The sequence below is a fragment of the Jejuia sp. G7-7 genome (assembly GCF_055808955.1).
On the sequence record NZ_JBVVSZ010000002.1, the window covers coordinates 1,763,464 to 1,779,417 of the forward strand.

Sequence of the window (15,954 nt, forward strand, 5' to 3'; positions counted from 1 at the left end):
AAATAGTTTATTCTCATTGCTGTTAATTTAAAATAAAGATTTAGTAGAGTCTCATAGCTCAGCTGGTTAGAGCGCTACACTGATAATGTAGAGGTCGGCAGTTCGAGTCTGCCTGAGACTACTATACTAAATACAGGAAATTTTAGAAGTTGAGTTGAAATCAACAATCGTTAATCGAGATTCAGCAATCTGAAATCGACAACGGGGGATTAGCTCAGCTGGCTAGAGCGCCTGCCTTGCACGCAGGAGGTCATCGGTTCGACTCCGATATTCTCCACGAATCAGTAACCAGTCACGGTTAACAGTTAGCAGTTTTGCTGTTAACTCAATACTGAGACTGCCAACTGAAGAAAGTTCATTGACATATTGAAAAAAGATACATGAAAATAGATTAGACATAGTTTAATTTATTAAAGTAATAATTAGGATTAATTAGAATCACCACGAGCGATATCTAATTAATCATATTATAGATATCAAATCGTTTTGGTATTTATAATAAACTCATTAAAAAAGCAAAAAGTACAATAAGCTACAAAAGAGCGTATGGGGAATGCCTAGGCTCTCAGAGGCGATGAAGGACGTGATAAGCTGCGAAAAGCTGCGGGGATTGGCACATACGAATTGATCCGCAGATATCCGAATGGGGCAACCCACTATATTGAAGATATAGTATCCGCAAGGAGGCGAACCCGGAGAACTGAAACATCTAAGTACCCGGAGGAGAAGAAAACAAAAGTGATTCCGTAAGTAGCGGCGAGCGAACGCGGATTAGCCCAAACCAATGTTGTTACGGCAATATTGGGGTTGTAGGACCACGATATTCAAATTAAGATGAATTAGAACTGTTTGGAAAGACAGACCATAGAGGGTGATAGTCCCGTAAAGGTAAATCTTATGGCGATAGTGGTATCCTGAGTAGTGCGGGGCACGTGAAACCCTGTGTGAATTTGGCGGGACCATCCGTTAAGGCTAAATACTCCTGAGAGACCGATAGTGAACTAGTACCGTGAGGGAAAGGTGAAAAGAACCCTGAATAAGGGAGTGAAATAGAACCTGAAACCATACGCTTACAAGCGGTCGGAGCGGCGCAAGCTGTGACGGCGTGCCTTTTGCATAATGAGCCTACGAGTTACCGTTGCTAGCAAGGTTAAGCACTTCAGGTGCGGATCCGTAGCGAAAGCGAGTCTGAATAGGGCGCTTTAGTTAGTAGTGGTAGACGCGAAACCGTGTGATCTACCCATGGGCAGGTTGAAGCTGTAGTAACATACGGTGGAGGACCGAACCGGTTGACGTTGAAAAGTCTTCGGATGACCTGTGGGTAGGGGTGAAAGGCCAATCAAACTCGGAAATAGCTCGTACTCCCCGAAATGCATTTAGGTGCAGCGTTGATTTATAGTTTTATAGAGGTAGAGCTACTGATTGGATGCGGGGGCTTCACCGCCTACCAATTCCTGACAAACTCCGAATGCTATAAAATGTTAATCAGCGGTGAGGGCATGGGTGCTAAGGTCCATGTCCGAGAGGGAAAGAACCCAGACCATCAGCTAAGGTCCCAAAATATATGTTAAGTTGAAAAAACGCGGTGGAACTGCTTTGACAGCTAGGATGTTGGCTTGGAAGCAGCCATTCATTTAAAGAGTGCGTAACAGCTCACTAGTCGAGCGGTTCTGCATGGATAATAATCGGGCATAAACATATTACCGAAGCTATGGGATAGAAATATCGGTAGGGGAGCATTGTAGTGTCGTCGAAGGTGTGTTGTGAGACATGCTGGAGAAGCTACAAAAGAAAATGTAGGCATAAGTAACGATAATGCGGGCGAGAAACCCGCACTCCGAAAGACTAAGGTTTCCTCAGCTATGCTAATCAGCTGAGGGTTAGTCGGGACCTAACGCGAACCCGAAAGGGGTAGTGGATGGCCAACAGGTTAATATTCCTGTACCCGCTCTCATTAAAAGTGACGGAGGCGAATATTTGGTGCGTACTGACGGAATAGTACGTTGAAGCGAGTAGTAATACCGCGATAGTACACTAAGGCTTCGGCTGCGGTGATAATCCAGAGAATCGACTTCCAAGAAAAGCAAGAGAAGCGGCCCGTACCCTAAACCGACACAGGTAGTTGGGATGAGAATTCTAAGGAGCTCGAGAGATTCATGGCTAAGGAACTAGGCAAAATAGACTCGTAACTTCGGGAGAAGAGTCGCCACCCTTTGGGGTGGCCGCGGTTGAAAAGGTCCAGGCGACTGTTTATCAAAAACACAGGGCTATGCTAAATTGAAAGATGACGTATATGGCCTGACACCTGCCCGGTGCTGGAAGGTTAAGTGGAGGGTTTAGAAGTTTACTTCGAAGATCTTAAATGAAGCCCCAGTAAACGGCGGCCGTAACTATAACGGTCCTAAGGTAGCGAAATTCCTTGTCGGGTAAGTTCCGACCTGCACGAATGGTGCAACGATCTGGACACTGTCTCAGCCATGAGCTCGGTGAAATTGTAGTATCGGTGAAGATGCCGATTACCCGCTGTGGGACGAAAAGACCCCGTGCACCTTTACTATAGCTTAGTATTGGTTTTGGATAAGTAATGTGTAGGATAGGTGGGAGACTTTGAAGTGGCGTCGCTAGGCGTTGTGGAGTCATTGTTGAAATACCACCCTTTGCTTATCTAGAGTCTAACCTTCTTCTGAAGGGACGAGTGCTTGGTGGGTAGTTTGACTGGGGTGGTCGCCTCCAAAAGAGTAACGGAGGCTTCTAAAGGTTCCCTCAGCACGCTTGGTAACCGTGCGTAGAGTGCAATGGCATAAGGGAGCTTGACTGAGAGACCTACAAGTCGATCAGGTACGAAAGTAGAGCATAGTGATCCGGTGGTTCCGCATGGAAGGGCCATCGCTCAAAGGATAAAAGGTACGCCGGGGATAACAGGCTGATCTCCCCCAAGAGCTCATATCGACGGGGGGTTTGGCACCTCGATGTCGGCTCGTCACATCCTGGGGCTGGAGAAGGTCCCAAGGGTTGGGCTGTTCGCCCATTAAAGTGGCACGCGAGCTGGGTTCAGAACGTCGTGAGACAGTTCGGTCTCTATCTACGAGTGGGCGTTAGAAATTTGAGTGGATCTGACTCTAGTACGAGAGGACCGAGTTGGACGAACCTCTGGTGCATCTGTTGTCACGCCAGTGGCATTGCAGAGTAGCTACGTTCGGAAGGGATAAGCGCTGAAAGCATATAAGCGCGAAACCCACCACAAGATGAGATTTCTTTAAAGGGTCGTGGAAGATGACCACGTTGATAGGCTATAGGTGTAAAGGCAGTAATGTCATAGCCAAGTAGTACTAATAACCCATAGGCTTATTGTACGCCTGTTTTTTTATAAGTTCAATAGTTATTACAAATCATGTACTTTATTCAATATGTTAAGATATTTGTCCCGAGCTTATCGGGACGCTGTATGCTTAAGGAGTAATATCCAATAGCGAGCAGCTATAACTTAAGGTGGTTATAGCGATGGGGCTCACCTCTTACCATTCCGAACAGAGAAGTTAAGCCCATTTGCGCCGATGGTACTACATTTGTGGGAGAGTAGGTCGTTGCCTTTTTTAATCCTGATTCGTTAGAATCAGGATTTTTTTTGCGATAAACTTAAGGAACTAAAACTTCGGTTAATCAATGACTTTTGTTGATAGATAGGTGCGGGAGCGATAGAAACGGTATCCTTTTTATGGCTTGATAAGTACTGAATTTAGGCTTGGAAATTGATTCATGAAATTGCCGCGTCCTTGGTCCTTGCATTTATGAAATAATAAGATATAGTGGATAGCCCGGTTTTTAAATTTTTCTAAAGAAAACTACCTAAAAGAATATTTAATTTTTTTCTAATCTCTTAAAAGACTTCTAGAGATTACAATTTTTTGAATTTCTGAGGTTCCTTCGTAAATCTGAGTGATTTTAGCATCACGCATTAAACGCTCAACATGATACTCTTTTACAAAACCATTACCACCGTGGATTTGAACAGCTTCAACAGTTTGTTCCATTGCAACTTTAGAGGCATACAGTTTAGCCATGGCGCTAGATTTATCGTAGTTGTTGCCTAAATCTTTGTCTTTAGCAGCTTTCATAACGAGCAATCTTGCAGCTTCAATTTCGGTGTACATGTCAGCTAATTTGAATGCAATAGCTTGATGGTTACAAATCTCAGTACCAAATGCTTTTCGTTGTTTAGAGTATTTAAGTGCTAATTCGTAAGCGCCTTGAGCGATGCCTAATGCTTGAGAAGCAATACCAATTCTACCACCAGAAAGTGTTTTCATTGCAAATCTAAATCCAGAACCATTAACACCAATGCGGTTTTCTTTTGGGACTTTCACATCATTAAACTGTAGTGTATGTGTATCACTTCCGCGAATACCTAATTTGTCTTCTTTTGGACCAATATGAAAGCCTTCTGTCCCCTTTTCAACAATAAATGCATTGATGCCATGAGAACCTTTATCACGATCGGTTTGTGCAATCACAATGTAAACATCTGCTCTTCCGCCACTTGTAATCCAGTTTTTATTACCATTAATTAGATAATGGTCTCCTTTATCTATTGCTGTTGTTCTTTGAGAAGTAGCATCACTACCAGCTTCTGGTTCACTTAAGCAGAACGCGCCAACAAATTCTCCTGCGGCTAACTTTGTGAGGTATTTTTGTTTTTGTTCTTCTGTACCGTAGGCTTCAAGTCCGTAACACACTAACGAATTATTTACTGAAACAATAACTGATGCAGAGGCATCAATTTTTGATAATTCTTCCATAATCAATACATACGAAATGGTGTCCATACCGCTTCCGCCGTATTTTGGGTCTACCATAACTCCCATAAAACCAAGCTCTCCCATTTTTTTTACCAATTTATCAGGGAATTGTTGTTTGTTATCGCGCTCAATAACTCCAGGAAGTAATTCGGTTTGAGCAAAATCACGAGCGGCATCTCGGATCATTTTATGTTCTTCAGAAAGCGTAAAATCCATAATTCGTAATTAAATTATTGTTTTGGTAAAAAATATTTACAAATATAGCTTTTTAGTGTGAATTTTTCAATTTGGATTATTATTTTTACTTCCTATGATTAAAGATGAATATAATGTTATTGGTGTGATGTCTGGAACATCTTTGGATGGTGTTGATTTGGTTTATGTTAGGTTTAAATTTGAGACTTCATGGGTATTTGAAATTATTTTTTGAAACCGTTGGATATAGTAATAAATGGGTTAATAAATTAAGAGATTTGGTAAGTTTTACATCAGCTGAGTTAGAGGAAGTTGATACCGAATACACTAATTATTTAGCTCATTTGATAAATGTATTTATTTCAAAGTTTAATATTAATGAATTAGATGCAGTATGCTCACATGGGCATACAGCGCTTCATAAACCACAAGAAAAATTGACACTTCAAATTGGAAACTTACCAATTATTTCAGAATTAGTTAGTCAAAACATAGTTTGTGATTTTAGGGTTGCTGATGTTGAATTAGGAGGACAAGGAGCACCACTTGTACCAATAGGAGATAAATTATTATTTTCAGATTATGATTTTTGTTTGAATTTTGGAGGATTTGCTAATATTTCTATGGAAGTTGAAAATGAAAGAATAGCTTATGATATTTGTCCTGCAAACATTGTTTTGAATCGGTATGTAAAATCATTGGGCTTAGATTATGATGATAAAGGGCAATTGGCTTCATCTGGAACGTTAGATAAAGATTTATTTGATAAGCTAAATGAATTAGCTTTTTACAATGAAAAGCCTCCTAAATCATTAGGATTGGAATGGGTCAATTCTGAAATTGTTCCTTTAATTGATTCATTTCAAATAGAAATAAAAGATATTCTTAACACATTCTGTGAGCATATTGCTTTTCAAATTTCAAAAGATATAAATCAAATTTCCGAAGCAAAAGTTTTAGTAACAGGAGGAGGTGTTTATAATTCTTATCTACTAAAACGCTTAAGATTATATTCTAAACATGAGATAATAGTTCCACATCCTGAAATAATAGAATTTAAAGAAGCCTTAATATTTGCTTTTCTTGGCGTACTTAAACTTAGAAACGAAGTTAACTGCTTAAAAAGTGTTACCGGAGCTTCAAAAAATCATAGTTCAGGAATAGTTTACCGACCTTAAATTAATATTAATTTAATCTGTTAAGGTTTTTTTGTTTTTTATATTTGTTAGAATAATTTTAAAATTACTTTTCGTGACTCAATTATAGCTTCAAAATACTTATTTATCGATTATTAAAATTGTGTTAGTATAAAATGAATTTATAAAAAGTATAATGAAAGAATTATTAAATAAGTACGAGAATAAAGCCCCTGAAATTATTTTTAATTGGAGAGATTCTGAAACAGAAGCTGAAGGTTGGGTTGTGATAAATTCACTAAGAGGTGGAGCAGCTGGAGGAGGAACAAGAATGCGTAAAGGACTTGATATGAATGAAGTTCTATCATTGGCCAAAACAATGGAAATAAAATTTACCGTTTCTGGGCCACCAATTGGAGGGGCAAAATCTGGAATAAATTTTGATCCTAAAGATCCTCGAAAAAAAGGAGTTTTAGAACGTTGGTATAAAGTCGTATCTCCTTTACTAAAAAGTTATTATGGAACTGGAGGAGATTTAAATGTAGATGAAACCTATGAAGTTATACCAATAACAGAAGCGAGTGGTGTTTGGCATCCTCAAGAGGGTGTTTTTAATGGGTTTTTTAAACCTACTGAAGCGGATAAAATTAATAGAATAGGACAATTACGTCAGGGAGTTATCAAAGTAATTGAGAACCCAGAGTATTCTCCTGATGTTTCGAGAAAATATACAGTCGCCGATATGATTACTGGATTTGGTGTTGCTGAAGCTACTAAACATTATTACGATATTTATGGTGGCTCAATAAAAGGAAAAAGAGCTGTAGTTCAAGGGTTTGGGAATGTTGGTGCTGCCGCTGCTTTTTATTTATCTCAGATGGGAGCTAAAATTGTTGGTATCATTGATATAACAGGCGGCTTAATAAAAGAAGAAGGTTTTACTTTTGAAGCCATAAGAAATTTGTTTCTTCATAAAAAGAGTAATACATTAGTAACAGATAATTTAATTCCTTTTGAGGAAATAAATAAAACCATTTGGGGATTACAAACAGAAGTATTTGCACCTTGTGCAGCATCAAGACTTATAACTATCCATCAAATTGATGAAATGATAGATAGTGGCTTGGAAGTAATTTCATGCGGTGCTAATGTGCCTTTTGCTGATAGGGAAATATTTTTTGGACCAATAATGGAACATACCGATTATAAAGTAAGTTTAATACCAGATTTTATTTCAAATTGTGGAATGGCAAGAGTTTTTGCTTATTTTATGGAGCGAAAAGTACAAATGACGGATGAAGCTATTTTTAACGATACCTCAAACAGAATTAAAGAAGCAATAAAAAAAGTATACACTAAAAATAAATCTAAAACTGAAATTAGCGCAACAGCATTTGAGATTGCGCTTAACCAACTCTTATAAACTATAATTTATGGAAGCAGCAATTATTCTAGTATTCGTAATGGGTTATTTAGCAATAACTCTAGAGCATAGTATAAAAATTGACAAATTAATCCCTGCATTGGTCATGATGGCTATTTGTTGGGCATTAATAGCTTTAGGGCTAGAGAGCTTTCCACAATGGTTTGATTCTGGCAAACATATGCTTTTAGAGAATTTTGGTGGCCTAGGTCATGAAGAGAAATTGCATTTAATGGAAGAAACATTATTGCATCACTTAGGTAAAACTGCTGAAATATTGGTGTTTCTACTGGGAGCTATGACTATTGTTGAGATTATAGATTATTTTGATGGTTTTGCTACTATAAAAGGCTTCATAAAAACAAAGAAGAAGACAAAAATTTTATGGATTTTTTCAATTTTAGCTTTTATTCTTTCTGCAATAATAGACAACCTTACTGCAACAATCGTTTTGATTTCAATACTTCAAAAAATTGTAAAAGATAGAGATATTCGTCTTTGGTATGCTGGTTTAATAATAATTGCTGCAAACGCAGGTGGTGCTTGGTCTCCAATTGGAGATGTTACAACTACTATGTTATGGATTGGTAAAAAAGTAACAACAGGTCATCTTATCGGGTATTTATTTGTGCCTTCATTGTTATGTATGGTGGTACCTTCTCTAATTGCTTCGTTTTTACCTGTATTTAAAGGGGATTTAAATATTGTTGAAGATACTGAAAAGACTAAATCGAGATTCAGCGGAACAATGTTATACTTAGGTTTAGGTGCTATTGTTTTTGTGCCTATCTTTAAAATGATTACACATTTACCACCTTATGTTGGGATGATGTTATCGTTAGGAGTTGTAGCAACATTTGCTGAAATTTATAGTAGTTCTAAATTTAGTATGTCTAGTCATGATTCTGAAGAAAGCGATGCTCATGCACACCATAGCCCTGTTCATGCATCATTATCTAAAATTGAATTGCCTAGTATTCTATTTTTCTTAGGAATTTTAATGGCTGTTGCTGCTTTAGAATCACTTGGTATTTTATTTGGTTTTGCTAGTTCTTTACAAGATAGTGTACCACAATTAGGTACAGAAATGCATCCTGGAGGTGTTTCAGATTTGGTTGTACTTTTATTAGGTGTAGGTTCAGCAGTAATTGATAACGTCCCGCTAGTAGCTGCAAGTTTAGGAATGTTTACTGAGCCTATAGATCATGAATTGTGGCATTTTATAGCTTATTCTGCTGGTACAGGCGGAAGTATGTTAATTATAGGGTCTGCTGCTGGAGTAGTGGCCATGGGTATGGAAAAAATTGACTTTTTCTGGTATTTAAAGAAAATATCATGGTTAGCTCTCGTTGGTTTCTTGGTTGGAGCAGCTGCATTTATGGTTACAAGAACTTTATTTTAAATAAAGTTATATTGGTATAAAATTTGAAAGATTAGTGTTTTTGCTAATCTTTCTGCTTTTTACAAACGTAAATAGAACTGAAAACGAATTTTATTATACTTTAGCGACAAAATAGACGTTATACTGTTGCAATAAATTTAAATTATATGCTAAACATATTATTACAAAACACTCAAGAAGGTACTGAGTTAGCAGATGGAGAGTCTGTTGAAAAAACATTATCAATTGTAGAATTAATAACCAGCGGTGGTATTGCAGGACAAGTAATTATTGCTATTCTATTTTTACTTTTAGTAGTGGCCATTTATATTTATTTTGAAAGACTTTTTGCTGTAAAGGCTGCATCGAAAGTAGATGCTAATTTTATGAACCAAATTAAAGACCACGTAAGTAATGGTAAAATAGATTCAGCTCAAGTGTTGTGTGCTCAGGTTAATTCTCCAGTTTCTAGATTAATAGGAAAGGGGATCACCAGAATAGGGAAGCCACTTGCCGATATTAATACGGCAATTGAAAATGCTGGACGATTAGAAATTTATGGTTTAGAAAAAAACGTAAGCATTTTAGCAACTATATCAGGAGCAGCACCTATGATTGGTTTCCTTGGTACGGTTGTTGGAATGATATTAGCAATATTTGAACTTGCAAATGCTGGTGGCTCCATTCAAATGGATGTTTTAGCAGGAGGTTTATATACAGCTATGACCACTACAGTTGCAGGTTTAATTGTTGGTATTGTAGCATATATTGCATACAATCATTTGGTGGTGAGAACTGATAAAGTGGTGTATCAAATGGAAGCAAATTCATTAGAGTTTTTAGATCACTTAAACGAACCTACATAGTATGAACTTTAGAGGAAGAAATAAAGTAACACCAGAATTCAATATGTCGTCAATGACAGATATTGTTTTTTTGCTGTTGATATTTTTTATGATTGCTTCAACTTTGGTTTCTGCCGAAGCTATTGATTTGTTATTACCTAAGTCATCTAGTAAAACTACTCAGGTTAAAAACGTATCAGTTAGTGTAAATAAAAAACATCAGTATTTTGTGGATCTAAAAATGGTTGCTAAAAGCCAATTAGAATCTACTATTCTTGCTGCTATGGCTGGAAGTACAACATCGTCAATTACAATTCGCTCTGATCAAGATGTGGAAATGAAACATGTTGTTTACATCATGGATATTGCTAATAGAAATAAAATAAAGTCAACATTAGCAGTAAAATCAACTAATTAGAACTAAATTCTAAAACTACAAAAAGGGTATTACAGGTGAAATATTTTGAAACAAAATATGAAAAGGATTCAGCAAAAGTCACGTTGCTGATTACTTTGATATTATTGTTACTCATTTTCATTATGGGACCTCAATATTTAGATCCACCAAAGGAATATGGTGTTGCAGTAAATTTTGGAACAACAGATTTTGGAAAAGGTAATGTACAACCTAAAAAACCTGTAAAGTCTAAACCAAATAAAATAAACGAACCACCACAACCAGATGTTTCTAAATCTGAATCTACTACTTCATCTGAAGCTAAGGAAGAAGATGTGTTAACACAAGAAGATATTGAAGCTATCGCTATTAAAAAGAAAAAAGAAGCAGAGGCGAAAGCCAAAGCTATAGCAGATGCCAAAGCAAAAGCTGAAGCTGAAAGAATTGCTAAAGAAAAGCGTGAGCAAGAAGAAAAGAAGAAAAAACTAGATGCTTTAATAGGAGGAGTGAGTAAATCTGAAGGTTCTGAAACTGGAAGTGAAGGCAATGATAATACATCTGGCGATAAAGGACAATTAGATGGTAATCCTTATGCTCCGAGTTATTTTGGAGGAAAAGGTACTGGAAATGGCGGTGTAGGTTATGGTTTAAATGGACGAGGTGGTGCATCTTTTACGAGATTAAAGCAAGATTGCAATGAATCTGGAATGGTTGTCGTAAAAATAGTTGTGAATAAAAACGGAAATGTTATTCAAGCAGTTCCAGGAGTTCAAGGCACAACAAATACAGCGCAATGTTTATTAGAGCCAGCAAAAAAAATTGCGCTATCTCATAAATGGCCAGCAGACTCTAAAGCACCAACACGTCAAATAGGATTTGTTAGTGTTAACTTCAAATTAAGTCAGTAGTAAAATGACATATAAAGATACGCTCAATTGGATGTTTTCCCAACTACCAATGTATCAAAGGCAGGGTAAAACAGCTTTTAAAAAGGATTTATTCAATACTCTCAAATTAGTAGAACACCTTAGTAACCCTGAACGTGATTTTAAATCAATTCATGTAGCTGGAACAAACGGAAAAGGGTCTACTAGTCACATGATAGCTTCAGTTTTTCAAGAAGCTGGTTATAATGTTGGATTATATACATCACCCCATTTAAAAGATTTTAGAGAGCGTATTCGGATTAATGGAAAACCCATAAGCAAGCAATTTGTAATGGGTTTTATAAAACGAAATAAGACTTTTTTTGTTGAAAATCAATTGTCATTTTTTGAAATGACAGTAGGTATGGCTTTTGACTATTTTTCAAAAAAAAGTTGATATAGCAGTAATTGAAGTCGGTTTGGGAGGGAGATTGGATTCAACAAATATTATTACTCCAGAAGTTTCTGTAATTACTAATATAGGCCTAGATCACACACAGTTTTTAGGTAACACTTTAGAATTGATTGCTAAAGAAAAAGCAGGTATTATTAAACCAAACATTCCTGTAGTTATTGGAGAAACCCAAGACGAAACAAAACCTGTTTTTGATAAAACTTCGAAACTAAATTCATCAGAAATAGTTTATGCTGATAAAAATATTATACAAGAATTTAAATCTGATTTAATAGGTTCATATCAAACTAAAAATATAAAAACAGTAGTTCAATCTGTTCAGGTTTTAAAGGAAAAAGGATTTAAAATATCTGATAAAAACATAAAACAAGGACTTTTAAATGTGGTTTCCAATACTGGTTTATTAGGAAGGTGGCAAGTTTTGAATGAAATCCCTAAAGTTGTTTGTGATACGGGTCACAATCGAGAAGGCTTAACTTATGTAATGAGGCAGATCTCAAATGAAGTTTATAAATCACTTCACGTTGTTTTTGGAGTTGTAAATGATAAGGATTTAAATTCTATTATAGATGTGTTACCTAGACATGCTGCATATTATTTTTGCAAGCCTGATATATCAAGAGGGATGGATGCTCATATTCTAAAAGGGGTTTTTAGTAAGCATAGCCTTAAAGGAAAAGCATATAATTCTGTAAATGAAGCATATAAATCAGCTTTAAAAAATGCCTCAAAAAATGATTTTATATTTGTAGGGGGGAGTACTTTTGTAGTAGCCGAAATAATTTAAATTTTTATTAAAAAAGTTTTTGCAGTATTAAAAACTAGGTTATATTTGCATCCCGTTAAGGGCAATTAGCTCAGTTGGTTCAGAGCACCTCGTTTACACCGAGGGGGTCGGGGGTTCGAATCCCTCATTGCCCACAGAACAAAACCTGATGAATTTTCGTCAGGTTTTTTTAGTTTATAATATTTTTGATGATAGCACCAGTTCTCACTTCGTTTTAGAGTATTATTAAAATAGAAATAGTGTAAATATACCTAATACTGGGTATTGCTTTAAGAGCATTAATAGTTTAGTTTTACCATGCTATTAATTAGTTCTTTAGGGAGAATTATAAGAGCCGCCTGCTTACCTTTTAATTAAGATAAGTGGGCTTTTATTTTAAGATGCGTTCCAATGCCATCCCTCTTGACCCTTTGATAAGTAGCTTAGTACTTTTAATTTTATTTACATCAAAATTGCTTTTAAAATCTTCAAAGGTTTTAAATTGAAATGCTTTTTTAGAATTAAGTTTAGAATTATGAAAATTCTCTCCTACAAAAATAATTTCATCAATGTTAAGTGAAATAGCTAAATCAGTAATCTTTTGGTGTTCATCTACAGCTTCTTCTCCTAACTCAAACATATCTCCTAAAATTGCAATTTTATATCCCTCTTGCTTTTCAAAATTTAAGAGAGCTGCGCACATACTTGTTGGGTTTGCATTATAGGCGTCTAAAATAATTTTATTAGAATCTTTTTCTATAATCTGCGAGCGGTTATTTGAAGGCACATAGTTTTCAATAGCAGACTTGATTTTAATAGCATCTATTTTAAAATAATTACCAATGGCTATGGCAAATGCAATATTGTTAAAATTGTAGTCTCCTATGAGTTTGCTTTCAAAAGTTAACCCTTTAAAAGTACATTTTACAAAGGGTTGTGCATCTATAAAATTTATTGAAACATTTGGTGTTCTATAACTTTTCCCGAAAGTAAACGTTGTAGCATTTTTAGTTTTTTCTACTTGAATAGAGTCATCGGTATTTACAAAAATGGTTTTTTTATTTTCAGTTAAATACACATACATTTCACTTTTTCCTTTAATAACGCCTTCAACTCCACCAAAACCTTCTAAATGGGCTTTTCCAAAATTCGTAATTAAGCCATAATCAGGTTTGGCTATATCACATAAAAACTCAATCTCCTTTTGATGATTGGCACCCATTTCAACAATACCAATTTCGGTATCCACAGTCATAGATAATAAAGTTAATGGTACTCCAATATGATTGTTTAAATTTCCAACGGTAGCTGTAGTATTAAATTTTTGAGATAAAACAACATTTATAAGTTCTTTGGTTGTTGTTTTTCCGTTGCTACCAGTAAGCGCAATTATTGGAGTTTTTAAGTGGTCTCTGTGATAAGAGGCGAATTCTTGAAGCGTTTTAAGTACATCATCAACCAAAATCGTTACATCAGAAGTGTGGAATTCTTTTTCGTCTATTACAGCATATTTTGCACCTTTTTGTATAGCCAGTTCTGCATAACGGTTTCCATTAAAATTATCCCCTTTTAAAGCGAAGAATATATCATTGTTTTTAATTTTTCTTGTATCAGTACAAACCGAATTACATGCCAAGAATAGTTTGTATAATGCTTCTATTTTCATGAAATAAATGTAAAAAAAGTCCTGATAATTTATCAGGACTTTTAACTTTTATTATGTAAGTTTAATTAACTCTTCTTTTTGTTTTTCATTTTAGACTTAGAACCTACACGAGACATTGCACATCTAAAGCCAATGTAATCTGTAGCCATATCTTGTGGGAAGTAACGTCTTTGAGCTGGATCTAACCAATACTCTCTATCTTTCCAAGACCCTCCTTTGTAAACTCGAACTTCATCATTAATTAAAGACGATCTGTTATTAGATTTATCATATTCTCTAACCAAATTTCCTAATGAATCTCTAGTTACAGAATGCTTTGGAGAATTATACATTTTTCTAGTTTCAGAATTTTTCTCGCTACCGTCTTCATCACTTTCATCATTATCAAAACTTTCAAAATTACGAGACGAACGTCTGTCTCCATCTCTAAAGTTAATGTTATTAGCTCTATCGAAATTTGGTCTTAAATAAGTTTCATTTTCATCAACATCTACTTTAACAATCTCTCCAGGTAAGTTTCTTGCAACAATTTTTCCGTTAGATAATGTATCATATACTATATCATCAGATGTTACAACTTTTACCGTCCCCTCTTCTGTAATTGCATTTTTAGTGTATACATTACCTCTATAATAGTTGAAATCATTAAATTCATCATCTACAATTGGTCGGTAAACATCGGCGACCCATTCAGCAACATTACCTGCCATGTCATAAAGACCAAAATCATTTGGGTCATAAGATTTTACAGCATTAGTAATATCAGCACCATCATCACTCCATCCAGCAATTCCGCCATAATCACCTTTTCCTTGTTTGAAATTGGCTAATTGATCTCCTCTGTATTTACGAGAACCAGAACGTGTATATTGTCCGTCCCATGGGTATTTTTTTCGCCCTCTGTATAAATTATAACTTCTTAATTCACTTAAACCAAGAGCTGCATATTCCCACTCAGTTTCAGTTGGGAGTCTGTATTTTGGGCCTATTACTCCTGTTTCCATTGATGCGTTAACACCAGTTTCGTTACCGTCAGCATCAACTTTGATGTTTCTATTTCTTCTACCATCTGTATCTCCGTTGTCATAAGCACTAGGGTCAACTCTATATCTATCTGTACTAAAATAGTTGTCAGGATCTTGTTCTGATAAATTAATATCTCTGTAGCCGTTTTTCTGTAAAGCAAGTTCGTTTACACGATCTGTACGCCAATTAGAATATTCAACAGCTTGAATCCAACTAACACCAACAACAGGATATTCTGCATAAGCAGGGTGTCTTAAATAATTCTCTGTCATTACTTCGTTAAAACCAAGACGGTTTCTCCAAACTAAAGTGTCAGGCAAAATACCATTATAAATATTCTTATAAAGTTCGTCCTCTGGTGGATACAATTTTTTTATGTAGTCTAAATATTCAACATACATTAAATTAGTAACCTCAGTTTCGTCCATATAAAAAGATTGCACATGTTGTTGGGTAGGTGTGTTGTTCCAATCATGCATAACATCATCTTGCACACGACCTTTAGTAAATGTACCACCTTCTATAAACACCAAACCAGGTGCTGTTTCTTGTTCTTTAAAGTTTGTATTGTATTGAAAACCACCATCTCGACTGTTAATTTGCCAGCCAGTTGCTCTAGAATTGTTTTTGGAGCTAGATGATTTTTTACAACTAAATGTTGTAACAGATAATGTTAAAACTAACAAAACCTTGAATATCACTACTTTTCTCATATCCATACGTTTAAGTAAGCTAATTTTGTTTTTGGTGCTGCAATATAAGAATTAAACCTTACACAACAAGCAATTTTTTGCATTTTGACGAAAAAATTATGTATTTCATCCTGTCTTTGATGCATTACGTCGATGATTTTGACAGTTTTTAGTCATACTTGCATACAGTAAACGCTCGTTTTCAGAAATTATTATTGTATTTTTGACCTTTAGAAAAAAATGTTGTTTTAACAGAATAATAACACTACGTTATTGACGTTATTTTATTT

8 protein-coding genes, 3 tRNA genes, 2 rRNA genes and 2 pseudogenes are annotated in these 15,954 nt (G+C 35.6%); 12 read left to right on the forward strand and 3 right to left on the reverse strand.

The genetic code is table 11. From position 1 onward, the window contains the following. Positions 1 to 47: 47 nt before the first annotated feature. The 4 genes from AC0L5U_RS18330 to rrf all read left to right on the forward strand — a co-directional run bounded on the left by AC0L5U_RS18330 (position 48) and on the right by rrf (position 3,593). Positions 48 to 121, forward strand: a tRNA-Ile gene (locus AC0L5U_RS18330). Positions 122 to 203: 82 nt separating this feature from the next. Further along, positions 204 to 277: transfer RNA gene (locus AC0L5U_RS18335), tRNA-Ala, on the forward strand. A 248-nt stretch (positions 278 to 525) separates the two neighbouring features. Then, a 23S ribosomal RNA gene (locus tag AC0L5U_RS18340) occupies positions 526 to 3,353 on the forward strand. A 132-nt stretch (positions 3,354 to 3,485) separates the two neighbouring features. Then, positions 3,486 to 3,593: ribosomal RNA gene (gene rrf / locus AC0L5U_RS18345) — 5S ribosomal RNA — on the forward strand. A 276-nt stretch (positions 3,594 to 3,869) separates the two neighbouring features. On the opposite strand, the gene AC0L5U_RS18350 is transcribed toward rrf, so the two are convergent. Beyond that, positions 3,870 to 5,012 (reverse strand): acyl-CoA dehydrogenase, encoded by a 1,143-nt coding sequence (locus tag AC0L5U_RS18350; protein ID WP_473417880.1) that lies wholly within the window; start codon positions 5,010 to 5,012, stop codon positions 3,870 to 3,872. A gap of 94 nt (positions 5,013 to 5,106) precedes the next feature. Between AC0L5U_RS18350 and AC0L5U_RS18355 the strand changes: the two are divergent. The 8 genes and pseudogenes from AC0L5U_RS18355 to AC0L5U_RS18390 all read left to right on the forward strand — a co-directional run bounded on the left by AC0L5U_RS18355 (position 5,107) and on the right by AC0L5U_RS18390 (position 12,435). Next, positions 5,107 to 6,169, forward strand: a pseudogene (locus AC0L5U_RS18355) (anhydro-N-acetylmuramic acid kinase). Between the two features lie 154 nt (positions 6,170 to 6,323). Further along, a complete protein-coding gene (locus AC0L5U_RS18360; protein WP_473417881.1) occupies positions 6,324 to 7,550 on the forward strand; it encodes a Glu/Leu/Phe/Val dehydrogenase dimerization domain-containing protein in 1,227 nt (408 codons plus the stop codon). A 10-nt stretch (positions 7,551 to 7,560) separates the two neighbouring features. Further along, positions 7,561 to 8,952 carry a sodium:proton antiporter NhaD gene (gene nhaD / locus AC0L5U_RS18365; RefSeq protein WP_473417882.1) on the forward strand — a complete coding sequence of 464 codons (1,392 nt, stop codon included), beginning with the start codon at positions 7,561 to 7,563 and terminating at the stop codon, positions 8,950 to 8,952. Positions 8,953 to 9,098: 146 nt separating this feature from the next. Then, the gene (locus AC0L5U_RS18370) at positions 9,099 to 9,797 is read left to right on the forward strand and encodes a MotA/TolQ/ExbB proton channel family protein (protein WP_473417883.1); all 699 of its coding nucleotides are present in this window, start codon (positions 9,099 to 9,101) and stop codon (positions 9,795 to 9,797) included. A 1-nt stretch (position 9,798) separates the two neighbouring features. Further along, on the forward strand, positions 9,799 to 10,194 hold the full coding sequence (locus AC0L5U_RS18375; protein WP_473417884.1) for an ExbD/TolR family protein: 396 nt from the start codon (positions 9,799 to 9,801) through the stop codon (positions 10,192 to 10,194). A 35-nt stretch (positions 10,195 to 10,229) separates the two neighbouring features. Next, positions 10,230 to 11,081: an energy transducer TonB gene (locus tag AC0L5U_RS18380; protein WP_473417885.1), complete on the forward strand. Its 852-nt coding sequence runs from the start codon at positions 10,230 to 10,232 to the stop codon at positions 11,079 to 11,081. A 4-nt stretch (positions 11,082 to 11,085) separates the two neighbouring features. Next, positions 11,086 to 12,301: pseudogene (locus AC0L5U_RS18385) on the forward strand (bifunctional folylpolyglutamate synthase/dihydrofolate synthase). 59 nt (positions 12,302 to 12,360) lie between these two features. Next, positions 12,361 to 12,435: transfer RNA gene (locus tag AC0L5U_RS18390), tRNA-Val, on the forward strand. A gap of 236 nt (positions 12,436 to 12,671) precedes the next feature. Here the strand turns inward: AC0L5U_RS18390 and AC0L5U_RS18395 are convergent. Together AC0L5U_RS18395 and gldJ are read right to left on the reverse strand one after the other, a co-directional pair. Beyond that, positions 12,672 to 13,946, reverse strand: a complete 1,275-nt coding sequence (locus tag AC0L5U_RS18395; RefSeq protein ID WP_473417886.1) for a UDP-N-acetylmuramoyl-tripeptide--D-alanyl-D-alanine ligase — start codon at positions 13,944 to 13,946, stop codon at positions 12,672 to 12,674. Between the two features lie 65 nt (positions 13,947 to 14,011). Continuing rightward, on the reverse strand, positions 14,012 to 15,691 hold the full coding sequence (gene gldJ, locus AC0L5U_RS18400; RefSeq protein WP_473417887.1) for a gliding motility lipoprotein GldJ: 1,680 nt from the start codon (positions 15,689 to 15,691) through the stop codon (positions 14,012 to 14,014). Positions 15,692 to 15,954: the final 263 nt, after the last annotated feature.